This is a genomic window from Microbacterium sp. KUDC0406 (genome assembly GCF_021582875.1).
In the GTDB taxonomy this organism is placed as follows: domain Bacteria; phylum Actinomycetota; class Actinomycetes; order Actinomycetales; family Microbacteriaceae; genus Microbacterium.
Genome location: NZ_CP091138.1, coordinates 1,666,389 through 1,681,641, shown reverse-complemented (window position 1 = coordinate 1,681,641; position 15,253 = coordinate 1,666,389). Strand labels below are relative to the sequence as shown.

Sequence of the window (15,253 nt, the reverse complement as noted above, 5' to 3'; positions counted from 1 at the left end):
TCTGGCGAACGGCCCGCCGGGGGCGGAGAATGAGGTCATCGGGTCGGAGCCGAGGAGGTGGCACGGATGGAGTTCGTGGCGGGATCGCGGATCGTGATCCACGGAGCGAAGGTGGGCGACACCGAGCGGCACGGCGAGGTGATCGAGGCGCGCGGCGACAGCGGCGGACCGCCGTACTACATCCGCTTCGACGACGGGCACGAGTCGCTCGTGTTCCCCGGGCCGGACTGCGAGATCGAGCACCGGGAGTGACGAGCACCGGGAGTGATCGCACGCGCCCGGGATCCGGAGCCGATTCGCCCTCTCTCTGAAGCGTGTTAGGCTGTTCTACGTGCCGCGGGGTGGAGCAGTTCGGTAGCTCGCCGGGCTCATAACCCGGAGGTCGCAGGTTCAAATCCTGTCCCCGCAACAAGAGAGGGCCCGAGATCATCACGATCTCGGGCCCTCGGTCTTTTCGCATCGAGTTCGACTCCGCACATCCTGGGGCTTATAGGCAAGAACGTGTGGATGGGGTCGGGCGTGTCATCCTCGTCCTGCCCATCCTGATCTGGTCCAGAGGCCTTCTGTGGCGTCGAGTCCGGTGTCGTAGAGCGCGGGGCCGTGGCGTTCCTCGGGTGCCGGTGCTGCGGGCCGGGGTATGGGTTGGTCGGCGTGGTGGTGTGCGCGATTGATGGGGATCTCGTGCAGGAGGAGGAACCATTCGACGGCGCGGCGGCGGTGCTCGATGCTCATCCCGCGGTGGTGGCGCAGCAGGTGCCGGATCTGAGCGTTGATGCCGCCTTCGAGAGGACTCGTGGTGCGTGGGTTGCCGTGCTGCAGGTAGGTGAAGATGTGTTCGGCTTCGGCTGCGCGGTGCAGGATGCTCCAGGCTTTCCGCAGACGCAGGTGGGTGTATCCGAACTGGCCGTTGTCATACATTGTGCGTTCGCGGGTGAGGTGCCCGTACTGCTGCCACCAGGCTTCAAGAGTGAGCCGCCAGGCGATCGCGTCGTCGATGCTGTGGATGGCGGTGAGTGCCTGAGCGATGCGGCGCAGAGCGCGACCGGCCTTCAGGCGCGGGCGGCGGGTGAGCTCGCGGGTGACGTTCATCTGCAGGTGGAAGATGCAGCGTTGCACGCTCGCTTCGGGCCAGGCGTTCGCGAGCGCGGATCGGATCCCGGAACCGCCGTCGGTGACGACGACCTCAGGCTCGGGGACCTGCTCGAACAGGGCTTGCCAGGCGGCGGTGGTCTCCCCGGCGCACCATTGCCAGGCGATCACGTGTCCGGTGTTGCTCAGCGCGATCAGCAGGCACCAGGAGCCGATCCAGATCCCATCGACGAGTACCGCGTCATGGACCTCGCCGATGACCGGCATCCGCGGCTGCAGGTCCCAGCACCAGGCCGTGTCATGACGGAACGATCGTCCGGTGCGCCCGTCGATCTCGGCTTGCGTGTTCTTGCCTGTCAGCCAAGTGAGGAAGCGGCGCAGCTGCTCCCGGCGGGTGACGTCGGTTCGGCGCCTTACGGATGATGCTCCGCAGGACCGGCATCGCCACCGCTGGGTGCCGGCCGCGGTCTTGCCGTTCTTCACCAGCGGATCGCCGCATACCAGACACGTCGTCGAGTTCGGGGGAAGGTCCACGAGCAAGCCTCGCAGACCATGACGACCCCCGATTCACCCCGTAATCACGCGGCTAGATCATGAACCCATCCACACGTTTCTGCCTATAACCCACATCCTGCGGCGCTCGGTGGACCCGCTACCGCGTGCACCTCTCGCGGTCAAGGCCCCCACGATGGACCGTCGGCTCCGTTAGCTTCCAGGTGGAGACACCCGCATGACCAGAGTCAGGAGCACATCATGTCGAATTCGACGCCCATCCTCCCGCTTCCCGACGAGCCCGATGAGGGCGACGCGACGATGGCGGAAGACGGAAAGCGCACGCTCGATCCCGATGCGGCGGACGAGCTCATTGACAGCGCAGACGCCGATCGCATCGCCAGCGAGAGCGGTGACGAGGTCGACGAGGACTGAGGATCTGGTCGCTCGAACGAACGAGAGGAGAGTCGCATGGTCGTGAAGCTCAACGAAGAGGCGCTGTCGCACGCAAGAGGTCTGCTCCGGCGCGGTGAGGTCGCGTTCGACGAGCGGGACGATTGGAGCGAACACGCGCCGAGCACGGACGCGGAGAACGCGTTCATCGACGAACACGGGATGGCCGAGTTCGCGAAGTGGCATCTCGGTGAGGACAGCGATGCCACAGAAGGCACGAAGGGACGGTACCTCTTTCCCTACGGCGACTTCCATCGGCTCCACCGGTGCGCCGTGATCTCCGGCGAGAGCCGAGCCGGGCAGTACGATCACGCGTCGATCGAGGATGCTCTTCGAGAGCTTCTCCGCGGGATCGACAAGAAGAGGAAGAACGAGTCCGACTGAGCCGAGCGCCGCCGGTGACGTCGGCGATCGCGAGGACGGTCCCTGCGCTGGACCTCTTCCTGGGGCAGGATGGGGGCATGTCCGGATCCGCGCCACTCGTCGCCGTCTGCCAGTTCGCGCCGACGGCCGATCGCGCCGCCAATCTCGTCCGCATCGCGGAGCATGTGGCCGAGGTCGCGGCGCACGGTGCACGGCTGGTCGTCTTCCCGGAGTACTCCAGCTACTTCGTGAACCCGATGGACGTCTCGCTCGCGGAGAACGCCGAACGGCTGGACGGGCCGTTCGTGCAGAGGCTGCGCGAGGTCGCCTCGCATCACGGCGTCGTGATCGTCGCAGGACTCGTCGAGGCGGCCGCGCAGAGCCGGGTGCACAACACCGTCGTCGCGGTCTCGGTCGACGGTGTGCGAGCGGTCTACCGCAAGCAGCATCTGTACGACGCGTTCGGTCAGACCGAGTCGGACTGGATCGCGCCGGGGGAACTGGCTCCGGCGGTCTTCGATCTCGATGGAATCCGCTTCGGGCTGATGACCTGTTATGACCTGCGCTTCCCCGAGGTCGCGCGCACACTGGCGGATGCCGGCGCGGACGCGCTGGTCGTCCCCGCGGAATGGGTCCGAGGGCCGCTCAAGGAACACCACTGGACCACTCTGCTGGCCGCGCGCGCGATCGAGAACACCGCCTACGCGATCTCGGCCGACCACCCGGCGCCGATCGGCGTCGGGCACTCCCAGATCGTCGATCCGCAGGGCGTCGTCGTCGCCGGAGTGGGCAGTGCCGAGGGCGTCGCGATCGCCGCCGTCGATCCGGCGCTGATCGCCCGCACGCGCGAGACCAACCCCGTGCTGCGGCTCCGCCGCTACGCGGTCACCCCGCGCTGAGCGCCACGCCGCGTGGTGCAAGGAGGTTCCTGCTGCTCTCCTCGCGGCCGGGGCGACATTTTCCTCCTTGCATCGGGTTCATGAGGATGATCAGCCGGCGAGGAGGGCGTCAACGGCCCGACGGGCCCAGCGCCGTGAGTCGCCGCGCGGCCTCCTCGAGCACCTCGACGCGCTTGCACGCGGCGAAGCGCACCAGACCGGCGTAGGCGGACCGCCGTTCGGGCGAGACGAACGCGCTGAGCGGGATCGCCACGACGCCGGCCCGCTCCGGCAGACTGCGGCAGAACGCCGCCGGCATCCGCACCTCCCAGCGCGGTGGCATCCGCGACGGTGAAGTAGCCGCCCTGCGGGGTGTGCACCTCGAAGCCGGCGGCGCGCAGCGCCCCGCCGAGCAGCTCGTGCTTGTGGCGCAGCGCGGCCGCGGCATCCGCGAAGTACGAGTCCGGCAGACGCAGCCCGACCGCCACCGCCGGCTGGAACGGCGCTCCGTTCACGTACGTGAGGTACTGCTTCACGGTGAGCACCGCGGTGATCAGCGGTGCGGGGCCGTGCACCCAGCCGATCTTCCATCCCGTGGTGGAGAACGTCTTGCCCGCCGACGAGATCGTCAGGGTGCGCTCCGCCGCGCCGGGCAGCGTCGCGATCGGCACATGCGGTCCGTCGAAGGCGAGATGCTCGTACACCTCGTCGGTGACGATGAACGCGTCGTGGCGGTTCGCGAGGCGGACGATCTCGGCCAGCACCTCCGGCCCGAACACGGCGCCGGTCGGGTTGTGCGGATCGTTCACGAGGATGATGCGCGTGCGGTCGTTCACCGCGTCGGCGAGTTCACCCAGGTCGGGCTGAAAGCCCGGACGGTGCAGCGGCACGGTTCGCAGTCGCGCGCCGGCGAGGGCGACGGCCGCCGCGTACGAGTCGTAGTAGGGCTCGAAGACGAGGACCTCGTCGTCGGGCGAGTCGATCAGGGCGAGCAGCGTCGCGGTCAGTGCCTCGGTGGCCCCTGCCGTGACGATCACCTCGGTGCCGGGATCGACGTCCAGTGCGTAGAAGCGCTTCTGGTGCTCGCTGATCGCCGCCAGCAGATCGGGCGTGCCACGTCCGGGCGGATACTGGTTGATCCCCGCGGCGATCGCCTCGCGAGCGGCTTCGAGCACCTCGGCTGGGCCGTCTTCGTCGGGGAACCCCTGGCCGAGGTTGATCGAACCGGTGCGCACCGCGGCCGCGGACATCTCCGCGAAGATGGTGGGTGCGACGTGTCCGTCGGAGGAGAGCAGGCCGGCACCTGCTGCCGTGCGACGCCACGCGCCGGGAATGACATCCATGCAGAACAGGCTAAGACCATAGAGGAATTCCATCGTCGCCATACGAAACGCACAGCATCGCCCGTCACGCTGTAAGAGCGTTGTAAGGAGCAGACCATGAACGAGAACAACACCCAGGGCGAACCGATCGCCCCCCAGCCGTCGCAGAATCAGGATGCCGCGGCCGCCGGTGCGCCCGCCGGTCATCAGCTTCCCGCGAACTTCTCCTCGGACTCGCAGACCCCGGCCGCGCCGGGGGCCGCAGCACCGCAGGCCCCCGTGAGCCCGCAGGCCCCGGCGGCTCCGCAGGTCCCGGCCGCGCAGAACCCGACCTTCCCCGCCCCGCACACTCCGGCCGCGCAGACCGCAGCACCGCAGACCCAGCCTCAGCTCGGTCAGGGCTTCGCCGCACCGGGCGCTGCGCCACAGCAGCCCGGCGCCGCGTACGCGAGCGGCGCGGCCTTCGGACTGCCGCCGCAGGCGGCCGAGAATGCGACCGCACCCATCGAGCCGCTTCAGGGCACGCAGCCCGCGGCCCCCGCGAAGCGCTCGGGGCGAAGATCGCCGCGTTCGTGCTCGCGGCAGCGCTCGTCGGCGGTGTCGCCGGTTTCGGCGGCGGCGCTCTGTGGAACTCCGCCGTCCCCGAGAGCCAGGGCTCCGCCGAGTCCGGCCCGCAGACCGTCACGGTGAACAACCCCGGTTCGGTCAACGAGACCACGGCCATCGCCACCAAGGTGCTGCCGTCGGTCGTCACGATCGACGTGTCCGGCCAGAGCGAGGGCGGCAGCGGGTCCGGCGTGGTGCTCACCAAGGACGGGTACGTGCTGACCAACACCCACGTGGTCACGCTCGGCGGCGCCGTCTCAGATCCGACCATCCGCGTCACCACGTCGGACGGCAAGATCTACTCCGCCACGGTCGTCGGAACCGACCCGATCTACGACCTCGCCGTGATCAAGCTCAAGGATGCGAAGGACCTGAAGCCGATCGACTTCGCCGACTCGTCCAAGCTGAACGTGGGCGACACCGCCGTGGCGGTCGGTGCACCGCTCGGGCTGTCGAACTCGGTCACCACCGGCATCGTGAGCGCACTGAACCGCAGCATCCAGATCGCCTCCTCGGCGGCGCCGAAGACCGACGACCAGAACCAGGGCCAGCAGGACCAGAACGGCGACGGTCAGGGCGGCAGCCCGTTCCAGTTCGACATCCCCGGTCAGGGTCAGCAGCAGGCGACCGAGTCGATCTCGATCGCGGTCATCCAGACCGACGCTGCCATCAACCCGGGCAACTCGGGTGGCGCGCTGGTCGACAGCAAGGGCGATCTCATCGGCATCAACGTCGCGATCGCGACGGCCGGCGGCTCGTCATCCGGCAGCAGCGAGTCGGGTTCCATCGGCCTCGGCTTCTCGATCCCCTCCGACGTCGCGCAGCGCGTCGCCAAGCAGATCATGGACGAGGGGTCCGCGACGCATGGTCTGCTCGGCGCCTCGGTCCGCGACGCGGCATCCGTGCAGGACTCCACGGTCGCCGGCGCATACATCGTCGAGACCACGCCCGACGGTGCTGCGGCGAAGGCCGGCCTGCAGAAGGGCGACGTCGTCACCGAGTTCAACGGCGTGCCGATCACGAACTCGACCGACCTCACCGCTCAGGTCCGCGCCGTCGCCGGCGGCAGCGATGCGAAGCTCAGCTACGTCCGCGACGGCAAGTCGTACGACGCCGAGGTGACGCTGGGAACGCTCAAGCCGTAGTTCCCGTCTTCGCCTGCTCCGCAGAGCAGGCTCTCTCAGCCTCTGCTCCGCAGAGAGGACGCCACCACCGCGATAGGCTCGCGGGGTGGCGTCCTTCTCTTCGGTTCCGGGAATGCGGCCAAGCTGCTGCGGCTCCCGTTGTATGCCGTCGGGCGCATAGGTGCGCTGATCGTGCCGCGTGGGCGCACCTGGGTCTTCGGGTGCGGCGCAGGTATCGGCGACGGCGCGCTCGCGATGTGGCGGGTCGCCACGGCCGAGGGGTATCGCGCCGTGTGGCTCACGCGCGACGCGGGCGAGCAGGCGGATGCGGCGGAGCTCGGCATCCGGACGGTGCCGCGCGACAGCATCCGGGGCTGGTGGGCGACGGCGCGGGCCGGTGTCGTCGTCGTGACCCACGGCCTGGGAGACGTGAACCGGTACGGGTCGTCGGACGCCTTCGTCGTCCAGCTCTGGCACGGCATCCCGCTCAAACGCATCGGCCTCGACTCGCCGGCGACGACCCAGGTGCCCGCTGTGCCCGGAGCGTCCGTGCTGCGCCGACTGGTCGCCCTGGCGTACCGCGAAGCCGCCCACCGCATCCGAGTGCTGCCGGCCGCGTCGCATCGCTCCCGCGGCCGGCTGGAATCGGCTTTCGGCCTCGGCGACGACCGTGTGGTGGTGACCGGTGAACCGCGGGTGGATGTGCTCTCCGCCGGGCAGGAGGGAGAGCGGCGCATCGCGGCGACCTCGCTGCTCACCCGCACCGGGCCGCTGCTGCGCAGGCAGCGCGCGATTCTCTACGCGCCGACCTGGCGGGACGGCGCCGAGGACCCCGCAGTGCCGGATGCCGCGGAGTGGGTGCGCATCGTCGCCCTGCTCGAGAGGCACGACGCCATCCTGTTCATCCGCTCGCATCCTCTGGGCGAGGGAGCGTATGCGCCGCCGTGGTCCAGCGGTCGCGTCCGGATGCTGGGATCGGGTCTGCTGCCCGACGTGACGCCCGCGCTGCCGCGTGTCGACGTGCTCGTCACCGACTACTCGTCGCTGGCCTACGACGTCGGGCTGCTCGCGATGCCGGTGCTGTTCCTCGCCCCCGATGCCGAGGAGTACGCGCGCGTCCGCGGGTTCTACGGCAGGTACGACGACGTCGCCCCGGACGCCGCGCGGGAATGGGACGACCTGCTCGCCGACCTCGACCGAACCCTCGGCGACCCGGCGGAATACCGGAGGCGATCGGTCCGTTCGGCTACGCTCAGCGCAGAGATGCACGCGTATCGCGATGGCGGCAACGCGCGCCGGGTCTACCAGGCGATCCGCGCCCGCGGCATCCCCGCACCGAAGGGAACACGATGACCACTGCCCGGATCGATGCGGATCGCGAGACTCTGGTGATCGGCGGCAGCGGACCGCGCCCCTCGGCGGGCACGCTGTCGGGCGCCAGGGCCGGGGTGACCGCGACGATCACCGGCGGCGGCAAGACCTGGAAGGCGACCTTCCCGCTGCGCACTTCGCGGTGGGGCGCCGCCGAGCTGCCGCTGCCCGCGGGGAGTACCGCCTCGAGGTCGAGGGTGCCGATCTGAGCGGGCTGGCGCTCGACGAGGCGCTGCTGCCGATCCTCCGGGTCGCGGTGAACGGCTCAGCCGTGATGATCGCGCCGCCGATCGATCCGGTCTACGAGACCGGAGAGGGACAGTCCACCCTCGAGGAGCGCTACGCCGCCGAAGGCGGCGGCACCGAGAACGCGGTGTTCTTCGAGAGCTTCTACGGGCAGGTGGCCGGCTGCAATCCGCGGGCGATCGATCGTGTGCTGGCGAAGCGTGCCCCGCGGTGACCCGTTACTGGGCCGTCAGCGATCTGTCGGTCGAGGTGCCGCAGGGCGCTGTGCCCGTCGTCGAGGGGAGTCCGGAGTGGTGGCGCGCCCGCGGGGCGTCCCGGATGCTGATCGTGAACGACTGGCTGCGCCGGCGCTTCTCCCGCAAGCCCGGGCAGCGGGTGCTGCAGACCTGGCATGGCACACCGCTGAAGCGCCTCGCGCTGCATCGCCCCGGATTCGACCCGCGGCGCATGGCCGCGGTGATCAAGGAGTCCCGGCGCTGGGACGTGCTGCTCGCGCAGAACCTGTACGCCGAACGCGTGCTGCGCAAGGCGTACGCCTTCTTCGGCAAGCCGATCTGGGTCGAGGGTTATCCCCGCAACGATGTGCTGATCGACGGCGATGCGGCAGCGGTTCGCACCGCGCTGGGCATCGGCTCCGACGAGCGCGTGCTGCTGTACGCCCCGACCTGGCGCGACGACCGCACCGAGATGGTCGACTTCGTCGACCCGGAGCTGCTGGCGCGGCAGACCGATGCCGTCGTGCTGGTGCGCGGGCACTCCCGCACGCTGAAGCCCGGCCAGGACAGCACCGGTGCGCGAGTGATCGACGTCACCGGATACCCCGAGACCGCACGGCTGCTGCTGGTCGCGGATGCGCTGATCACCGACTACTCCTCGGTGATGTTCGACTTCAGCGTCACGGGCAAGCCGATGTACTTCCTGGTGCCCGACCTCGAGCACTACCGCGGTGAGCTGCGCGGCTTCTACTTCGACCTCGCCGAGCGCGCTCCCGGACCGCTGCTGCGCTCGCAGGAGGAGCTGGTGGCGGCGCTCGCCGCGGACTCCGCCGCCGAATACGCCGAGCGCTACGCCGCCTGGCGCACACAGTTCAACCGTCGCGACGACGGCCGGGCGGCCGAGCGCGTGGTCTCCCGGATTCTCGACCAGGGCTGGCTCACGCCGTAGCCGCCGCTCACGACCCTGTACGTCCCGCGCGGCGCTTTACGCCCTCCTCCGGATGGGGGCTCTACGCCCTCCTCCGGATGCAAGGAGGAAACGGTCACTCGTGGGGTCCGCCCGTCGGCGTTTTCCTCCTCGTGAGACCTGGTCCCGCTCGTGAGACCTGGTCCCACTCGTGACGCCGCTCCAGCGTGATGCGAGGAGGAAAACGTCGCTTACGGCGGACGGAGAGCGCCCTTTCCTCCTTGCACGGCCGTCGCCCGTCCGTGGCGGAACACGCGCGCGCAGAGCACCCCACCGGCGTGCCGGGGCAGGCCGGGGCGGATTCCCATACGCACACGACGCGGGGAGGGACACGCCGGTGGACTGTACGTCTGTGATCCGGAATCCTCCTTTCTGCGAGGAAGCGACTCATCCTCCACACCCCGCCTACCTCGATGAGTTCCGCACAATGCCGCTGATCGCGCCGGGGAGCGTCTCGACCGGCGCGAGACGCTGGACGCATGCGACATCGAGTGAAGCTTCCCCTCCAGCTCGGGGAGCGATTCCACGTGCGGGATGCGGCCTCGGCCGGTATCCGCCGAGGCCGTCGGGATGCTCGTGACCTGCATCGCCCGTTTCGCGGCATCCGCGCGAAGGACGAACCCGTCACGTTCGAGGACGTCGTGCGATGCTACGCGCTCCGGATGCGCGCGACGCACCGCCTCGTCGGGCGCTCGGCGATGCGCGTGTGGGGGCTGCCGCTGCCTTGGCCGTGGATCCAGCAGGAAGAGCTCGAGATCGCGGTACTTCCGGATGCCGCACCGCCCCGCACCTCGGGCGTGAGAGGCCGGCGGCTGGCGGCCAAGCGGGCTGAGACCTCGACCGTCACCGGCCTGCGGGTGGTCGACCCGATCGCTGCATGCTTCAGCGTGGCATCCGAGCTGACCGTCGATCAGGCGGTGGCCGCCCTCGACGCGGTGGTGACGATCGCCGACAACTACCCGGGACTGGTCGGGCCCCGCCCGATGGCGACGATCTCGGAGATAGAGGAGAAGCTCCTGGTATGGGGCCGGTTCCCGGGTTGCAGGACCATCCATCGCGCGGTCGAGAAGGTATGTGAGCGTGTGGAGTCTCCGAAGGAGACCGAGACCCGGTTGCTGCTGATCGATTCAGGCCTGCCCGTGCCGCAGGTGCAGTTCGAGGTCTGGGACGGCGCGGAGCACATCGGCCGAGTCGATCTGGCGTACCCGGAACTCAAGATCGCCATCGAGTACGAAGGTGACCACCACCGTACCGACAAGGATCAGTGGCGCCGCGACATCCAGCGTCAGCGACGCCTGGAGGAGTTGGGCTGGATCGTGATACGGCTCACCGAACTCGACTTGGCAGACAACAGCGAGGCGCTGATCGCTCGCATCCGTGACGCGATCGCACGGCGCGCCACCGCAGCCTGACGGACCCACTCGCGACGTTGCGTGGCGTCTCGCTGCGCGGGGCGGCCGCTCCACGACGTTTCCACGTCGCCCAACCATTCACTCGGGAATGCCGCCGGGAGCCGGACATGCGCATGGCCGACCAGGCAAGGAGGTTTTCGCAGGCGGGTTGTGCACGCCACCGGCGTTTCCCTCCTTGCATTTGATCATTGGCGAGCGGATGCTTCGGACCGCGCCGTGCGGACATCGCGGCCCCCAACATGCAAGGAGGTTCGCGCATGTGCGCCGGGGCGGCCACCGGCGTTTCCCTCCTTGCATATTCAGAGAATGATCTCGAGCATCCACTCAGGGGACGAGTGACGCGCAGCGGTGCAAGGAGAATTCCGCGGGTTCTCGTGGATACTCATCGGCATTCTCCTCCTCGCACGGGTGAGGGCAGCGCGCACGAGCGTCGGCGTGCCTGTGCAAGGAGGGAAACGTCGCCGGCGTGGGTCGGCGAGGTGCAGAAAGCTCCTTGCATGGAGGTGGAGCGCACGCACACCGCGTGGTCACCTCACCCCCGTTGCCCGGCGCCGCCGGCCATCAGCCGTGCTCAGGGGAGCGGGGTGTTGCGACCGCCCAGGCGCGAGGCATCGACGGTGTCGTGCGCTCCGCGGAACAGCCCGGCGATGAAGCCCATGCCCCAGGAGAGATGCATCGTGGGCAGCACCGCCAGCATCCAGAGCCGCTCGCGCAGACCGCGTCTGCCGGGGAGAACGCCACAGCGAGCACCAGCAGCGCGTAGGCGAGCAGAGGCAGGTAGACCAGCGACGCGATCAGCGACCACGCTCCGGCCAGCACGCCGGTCACCTGCAGGATGCCGATCACCACGGCGACGGCGATCAGGACGACCAGCGCCGGCGGCGCGAAGAATCGCAGTCCGTTGCGGCGCCCGTACCGCCGCACGAGTTCGCCGCGCCACGCGCCCGTGGCGCGGAACTGGCGGGCCAGGCGCCACCAGCTCTCACGCGGCCAGTAGGTCACGGCGAGCTGCGGATCGAACCAGACCAGATGACCGGCCTGACGGATGCGCAGGTTGAGCTCCCAGTCCTCGCCGCGGCGGATGGTCTCGTCGAAGCCGCCCACCTCGTCGAGCACCGACCGGCGCATGACGCCGAGGTACGCCGACTCGGCTTCGCCCTCGTGCGTGCTGCCGTGGTAGGCGCCGCCGCCGAGGCCGACGGGGGAGTTGTACAGGTGCGCGACCGCCTTCTGGAACGGCGTGCGGCCCTCGGCACGCATGATCCCGCCGACGTTGGCCGCTCCCGTGCGCTCCAGCGTCTGCATCGCCTGATGCGCGTAGCCGGGGGAGAGCTCGGAGTGCGCATCCACCCGGATGACCGTGGGGTACCGGCTGGCGCGGATCGCGAGATTGAGCCCGACCGGGATGTCGGCGTCGGGGTTGTCGACCACACGGATGCGGTCGTCGGACGCCGCGAGGCGCCGTGCGAGCTCGGTCGTCCCGTCGCCGGACGGACCGAGGGCGAGCACGAGCTCGGTGGGCCCGTCCACGTCCTGCGACAGCACGGAGGCGACCGCATGCTCGAGGTAGGCGCGCTCGTTGAGCACCGGCATCACGAAGGACACCCCGGCCGTCGTGATCGCGTCATCCTGCACATCCCGATCCTTTCATGACGGATGCCCTGAGTACTCTGGATGTGTGAGCGTGGTGTCCGATGCGAAGAAGGCCTATTCCCTGCTGCGGAAGGCTCTCGCGTCGCGCACGGCGGTGCAGCGGGTGCGTCGCACGATCGCCGCGCGGCCGCCGCTTCCCGAGGGGCGCTTCCGCGTCGCGGTGTACTTCGCCGACGGCGCCGTGAACATGTACCAGATGCGTCAGTGGTACCGGCCGCTGGCCGACCTCGCCGAACGCTGGCCCGTCGTCGTGCTGTCGCGCACCGCCACCGGCGCTGAGAGGCTGCTCGCCGAGGATGCTCCGCCCGTCGCCTTCGTGCCGAAGGTGCGCGACCTGGAGCGCTTCATCGCCGGGCAGGACATCCGCGTCGTACTGTACGTGAACCAGAACACCCGCAACTTCCAGATGTTCCGGTATGGGCGGCGCTGGCACGTGTTCATCAACCACGGCGAGTCCGACAAGATGTACATGACCACCAACCAGTACAAGGCGTACGACTACGCGCTGGTGGCGGGGCAGGCCGCGCGCGACCGTCTCAGCCGGACGCTGTGGGACTACGACATCGACCGTCGCACGATCGAGATCGGCCGTCCGCAGGCCGACCACTACTCCGGGTCCCTGCCCTATACGCCCGACGACCGCACGGTCGTGCTGTACGCGCCGACCTGGGAGGGCGATCGCCCGTCGGCGCACTACGGCTCGATCGCCACGCACGGCGAAGCTCTCGTCAGGAGACTGCTGGCCACGGGCGGGCACCGGGTCGTCTACCGGCCGCATCCGCGCAGCGGTGTGGTCGACGCCGAGTACGGTGCCGCGCACCGCCGCATCCTCTCCGCGATCGCCGAGGCGAATCGTGCCGACCCCGCAGCGAAGCACTTCTACGACGACGGTCCCGAGCTGGGCTGGCAACTCGCCGCTGCGGATGTCGCGATCGTCGACATCTCGGCGATGGTCTACGACCGCCTCGCCGCGGGCAAGCCGCTGCTGATCACCAGGCCCGCCGACGACCGCGCCTCGATCGACACCAAGGGCTACCTCTCGGACTGCGAGTGGCTCACCGTCGACGGCGCAGCAGACATCGTCGCCGAGGTCGAGCGCGTCCGAGCGGACGAGGACGCGATCAAGAAGCTGCGGATGTGGGTGCAGCACTACTTCGGCGACACCACTGAAGGGATCGCCACCGAGAAGTTCCACGCCGCGATCGAGCAGCTCATGCAGAAGTGGGACGACTGGCACGCCGCCGAGATCGGCACGCTCGACTCCGAAGAGGACGACGACGACGAAGAGGCGAAGGACGAGGACGAGTGATGGGGCTGTTCCGCCGTGCCGAGAAGGCGTGGCAGCCGACTCCGGCTGCCACCGGTCCGTTCCGGTTCGAGATCGACGACGTGTTCGTGATCACCTTCCGCGGCCCCGTGTTCACCGGACGGGTGACGTCCGGATCGATCGTCCAGGGCGGTCCCGTCGTGCTCGAGCGCGAAGCGGTGACGCTCTCCGGAGTCCTCAAGGAGATCAACGTGCGCCGACGCCGCCGCGAATCGACGACCGCGGGGACGAGGCCGGACTCATGATCGACGGCATCGGAGTCGACGACCTGCCGCTCCGTCCGACCGGCGACGGCCACGTGATCGACTCCGCCGCGCTGCGCGGCGCGGTCATCCGGGCGGTGTGAGCATGGACCTTCCCCGTGCGGCCGCGGTCGCGGCCCGGCTCGACATCGTCGCGCAGTCGCCGTCCACGAACGCGCAGCTGCGGGCATCCGCCGACGGAGCGCCGCACCTGACCGTGCTGCTGACCGATCACCAGACCGCCGGACGCGGACGCCTGGACCGCACCTGGGTGACGCCGCCCGGTTCCGCGCTCGCGATCTCGGTGCTGCTCCGCGACCTTCCCGCGGACCCCGAGTCGCGCGGCTGGATCCCGCTGGTCGCCGGACTCGCGATGGCGGATGCCGTCGCCGCCCAGTTGCCGGGGCGCGAGGTGGGGGTGAAGTGGCCGAACGACGTGCTCGTCGACGGTCGCAAGATCTGCGGCATCCTCGCCGAGGCGACGGCCGATGCGGTGATCGTGGGCTCCGGGGTGAACACCGCGATGACCGCCGCCCAGCTGCCCGTCGAGACGGCGACGTCGTTCGCGGCGCTGGGCGCGACGGCCGATACCGACCGGCTGGTCGCCGACTACGTGTCGGCGCTGAACGGGTGGATCGCGACGCTGGGCACCGGGAAGGACGCCGAGCGCGTGCACGCCGCTGTGACCGCCCGCTGTCTGACGATCGGCCGGCGGGTGCGCGTCGAGCTCCCCGCTGAGGGTGAGCTGCGCGGCGTGGCGACGCGTCTCGACGAGGACGGGCGCCTGGTGGTCGACGCCGACGGGGCGGAGCATCCGATCTCCGCCGGCGACGTGGTGCACGTGCGCGCGATCTGACACGCCGGGCCGCGCAGGAGGATGTCAGCCTTCGCTGGGCACAATGGAGCCATGTCCCAGCCCGTCACGCTCGGCGGCCGGCCGATGATGCCGCCGCCCGGTGTCCCTGTCGAGGAACTGCTCATCGCGCGGTTCCACGGGCATGCGCGTCGGCTGTTCTGGTCGGCGTTGCTGCTGATCGCGGTGTTCGGTGCGACGGCCTTCCTCTACGACAATCTGCCGCCGACCTTCCAGAACTGGATGCTGCTGGCCGCTGCGGGTGCGCTGCTGCTGCTCGGCGTGATCGTGCCGTATCTGGTGTGGCGCTCGCGCAGCTACACGATCACCAACCGGCGCGTGATCGTTCGCGAGGGGCTCGGATCGCGCCGACGTCGCGAGGTCTCGCACGCGCGCGGGTACACGATCGGCGTGCATCGAGGCCTGCTGCAGCGGATGTGGGGCGCGGGGACGATCACGCTCAGCAACGGCATCGACGCGCCGCTGCGGCTGGTCAACGTGCCCAGCGTCAACCTCGTGCACGAGACGCTCGCCGACCAGATCGAGGTCAGCCAGATCCTCGCGCACCGCGATGCGCAGTCGGGTCTCGGGACGCCTCCGCCCGCTGGTCCGCCGCTGGCTCCCTGATACGGGAGAATGG

Annotated in this window: 16 protein-coding genes, 1 tRNA gene and 2 pseudogenes; 16 read left to right on the top strand and 3 right to left on the bottom strand. The window is 69.6% G+C overall.

Translation table 11 applies throughout. The annotated features are described in order from the left end of the window. Nucleotides 1-66 precede the first annotated feature (66 nt). Entirely contained in the window at nt 67-252 is a 186-nt protein-coding gene (locus L2X99_RS08470) for a DUF1918 domain-containing protein (RefSeq protein WP_236124066.1), read from the top strand. An 83-nt stretch (nt 253-335) separates the two neighbouring features. Next, nucleotides 336-409: transfer RNA gene (locus L2X99_RS08465), tRNA-Met, on the top strand. 113 nt (nt 410-522) lie between these two features. Here L2X99_RS08465 and L2X99_RS08460 read toward each other — a convergent pair. Next, nucleotides 523-1,623, bottom strand: coding sequence for an IS1249 family transposase (locus L2X99_RS08460; protein WP_236135854.1), 1,101 nt, complete (start codon nt 1,621-1,623; stop codon nt 523-525). A gap of 219 nt (nt 1,624-1,842) precedes the next feature. Between L2X99_RS08460 and L2X99_RS08455 the strand changes: the two genes are divergently transcribed. The 3 genes from L2X99_RS08455 (at nt 1,843) to L2X99_RS08445 (ending at nt 3,296) form a co-directional block, all read left to right on the top strand. Continuing rightward, nucleotides 1,843-2,016: a hypothetical protein gene (locus L2X99_RS08455; RefSeq protein ID WP_236124070.1), complete on the top strand. Its 174-nt coding sequence runs from the start codon at nt 1,843-1,845 to the stop codon at nt 2,014-2,016. Between the two features lie 36 nt (nt 2,017-2,052). Further along, nucleotides 2,053-2,418: a hypothetical protein gene (locus L2X99_RS08450; protein ID WP_236124072.1), complete on the top strand. Its 366-nt coding sequence runs from the start codon at nt 2,053-2,055 to the stop codon at nt 2,416-2,418. A gap of 77 nt (nt 2,419-2,495) precedes the next feature. Next, on the top strand, nt 2,496-3,296 hold the full coding sequence (locus tag L2X99_RS08445; RefSeq protein WP_236124073.1) for a carbon-nitrogen hydrolase family protein: 801 nt from the start codon (nt 2,496-2,498) through the stop codon (nt 3,294-3,296). 109 nt (nt 3,297-3,405) lie between these two features. Here L2X99_RS08445 and L2X99_RS08440 read toward each other — a convergent pair. Continuing rightward, nucleotides 3,406-4,618, bottom strand: a pseudogene (locus L2X99_RS08440) (aminotransferase class I/II-fold pyridoxal phosphate-dependent enzyme). 96 nt (nt 4,619-4,714) lie between these two features. Here L2X99_RS08440 and L2X99_RS08435 point away from each other — a divergent pair. The 7 genes from L2X99_RS08435 (at nt 4,715) to L2X99_RS08415 (ending at nt 10,538) form a co-directional block, all read left to right on the top strand. Then, nucleotides 4,715-5,287, top strand: a complete 573-nt coding sequence (locus L2X99_RS08435; protein WP_236135853.1) for a hypothetical protein — start codon at nt 4,715-4,717, stop codon at nt 5,285-5,287. Continuing rightward, complete coding sequence (locus tag L2X99_RS08430; RefSeq protein WP_236135852.1) at nt 5,170-6,348, top strand: S1C family serine protease; 1,179 nt, start codon at nt 5,170-5,172, stop codon at nt 6,346-6,348. Before L2X99_RS08435 ends, L2X99_RS08430 begins: the two co-directional genes overlap by 118 nt. A gap of 171 nt (nt 6,349-6,519) precedes the next feature. Then, nucleotides 6,520-7,680 (top strand): CDP-glycerol glycerophosphotransferase family protein, encoded by a 1,161-nt coding sequence (locus L2X99_RS08425; RefSeq protein ID WP_236124077.1) that lies wholly within the window; start codon nt 6,520-6,522, stop codon nt 7,678-7,680. Beyond that, nucleotides 7,677-7,907: a hypothetical protein gene (locus L2X99_RS18250; protein WP_329608154.1), complete on the top strand. Its 231-nt coding sequence runs from the start codon at nt 7,677-7,679 to the stop codon at nt 7,905-7,907. The genes L2X99_RS08425 and L2X99_RS18250 overlap by 4 nt, the downstream gene beginning before the upstream one ends. Further along, nucleotides 7,841-8,158 carry a hypothetical protein gene (locus L2X99_RS18245; RefSeq protein WP_329608153.1) on the top strand — a complete coding sequence of 106 codons (318 nt, stop codon included), beginning with the start codon at nt 7,841-7,843 and terminating at the stop codon, nt 8,156-8,158. The genes L2X99_RS18250 and L2X99_RS18245 overlap by 67 nt, the downstream gene beginning before the upstream one ends. Next, nucleotides 8,155-9,108, top strand: coding sequence for a CDP-glycerol glycerophosphotransferase family protein (locus tag L2X99_RS08420; RefSeq protein ID WP_329608152.1), 954 nt, complete (start codon nt 8,155-8,157; stop codon nt 9,106-9,108). Before L2X99_RS18245 ends, L2X99_RS08420 begins: the two co-directional genes overlap by 4 nt. A gap of 509 nt (nt 9,109-9,617) precedes the next feature. Beyond that, nucleotides 9,618-10,538 (top strand): endonuclease domain-containing protein, encoded by a 921-nt coding sequence (locus tag L2X99_RS08415; RefSeq protein WP_236124079.1) that lies wholly within the window; start codon nt 9,618-9,620, stop codon nt 10,536-10,538. A gap of 571 nt (nt 10,539-11,109) precedes the next feature. Here L2X99_RS08415 and L2X99_RS08410 read toward each other — a convergent pair. Beyond that, nucleotides 11,110-12,131, bottom strand: a pseudogene (locus tag L2X99_RS08410) (glycosyltransferase family 2 protein). Nucleotides 12,132-12,216: 85 nt separating this feature from the next. Between L2X99_RS08410 and L2X99_RS08405 the strand changes: the two are divergent. From L2X99_RS08405 to L2X99_RS08390, 4 genes are all read left to right on the top strand, one after another. Then, complete coding sequence (locus tag L2X99_RS08405) at nt 12,217-13,500, top strand: CDP-glycerol glycerophosphotransferase family protein (RefSeq protein WP_236124082.1); 1,284 nt, start codon at nt 12,217-12,219, stop codon at nt 13,498-13,500. Further along, nucleotides 13,500-13,763 carry a hypothetical protein gene (locus L2X99_RS08400; protein WP_236135851.1) on the top strand — a complete coding sequence of 88 codons (264 nt, stop codon included), beginning with the start codon at nt 13,500-13,502 and terminating at the stop codon, nt 13,761-13,763. Before L2X99_RS08405 ends, L2X99_RS08400 begins: the two co-directional genes overlap by 1 nt. Before the next feature lie 103 nt (nt 13,764-13,866). Continuing rightward, nucleotides 13,867-14,616, top strand: coding sequence for a biotin--[acetyl-CoA-carboxylase] ligase (locus L2X99_RS08395; RefSeq protein WP_236124086.1), 750 nt, complete (start codon nt 13,867-13,869; stop codon nt 14,614-14,616). Between the two features lie 51 nt (nt 14,617-14,667). Further along, a complete protein-coding gene (locus tag L2X99_RS08390) occupies nt 14,668-15,240 on the top strand; it encodes a PH domain-containing protein (protein WP_236124088.1) in 573 nt (190 codons plus the stop codon). Nucleotides 15,241-15,253: the final 13 nt, after the last annotated feature.

Excerpts from the sequence above, each read along its gene's own strand:
- L2X99_RS08395 (WP_236124086.1), top strand. The coding sequence starts at position 13,867 with ATGGACCTTCCCCGTGCGGCCGCGGTCGCGGCCCGGCTCGACATCGTC.
- L2X99_RS08400 (WP_236135851.1), top strand. The coding sequence starts at position 13,500 with ATGGGGCTGTTCCGCCGTGCCGAGAAGGCGTGGCAGCCGACTCCGGCT.
- L2X99_RS08390 (WP_236124088.1), top strand. The coding sequence starts at position 14,668 with ATGTCCCAGCCCGTCACGCTCGGCGGCCGGCCGATGATGCCGCCGCCC.
- L2X99_RS18250 (WP_329608154.1), top strand. The coding sequence starts at position 7,677 with ATGACCACTGCCCGGATCGATGCGGATCGCGAGACTCTGGTGATCGGC.
- L2X99_RS08450 (WP_236124072.1), top strand. The coding sequence starts at position 2,053 with ATGGTCGTGAAGCTCAACGAAGAGGCGCTGTCGCACGCAAGAGGTCTG.
- L2X99_RS08445 (WP_236124073.1), top strand. The coding sequence starts at position 2,496 with ATGTCCGGATCCGCGCCACTCGTCGCCGTCTGCCAGTTCGCGCCGACG.
- L2X99_RS08470 (WP_236124066.1), top strand. The coding sequence starts at position 67 with ATGGAGTTCGTGGCGGGATCGCGGATCGTGATCCACGGAGCGAAGGTG.
- L2X99_RS08455 (WP_236124070.1), top strand. The coding sequence starts at position 1,843 with ATGTCGAATTCGACGCCCATCCTCCCGCTTCCCGACGAGCCCGATGAG.
- L2X99_RS08435 (WP_236135853.1), top strand. The coding sequence starts at position 4,715 with ATGAACGAGAACAACACCCAGGGCGAACCGATCGCCCCCCAGCCGTCG.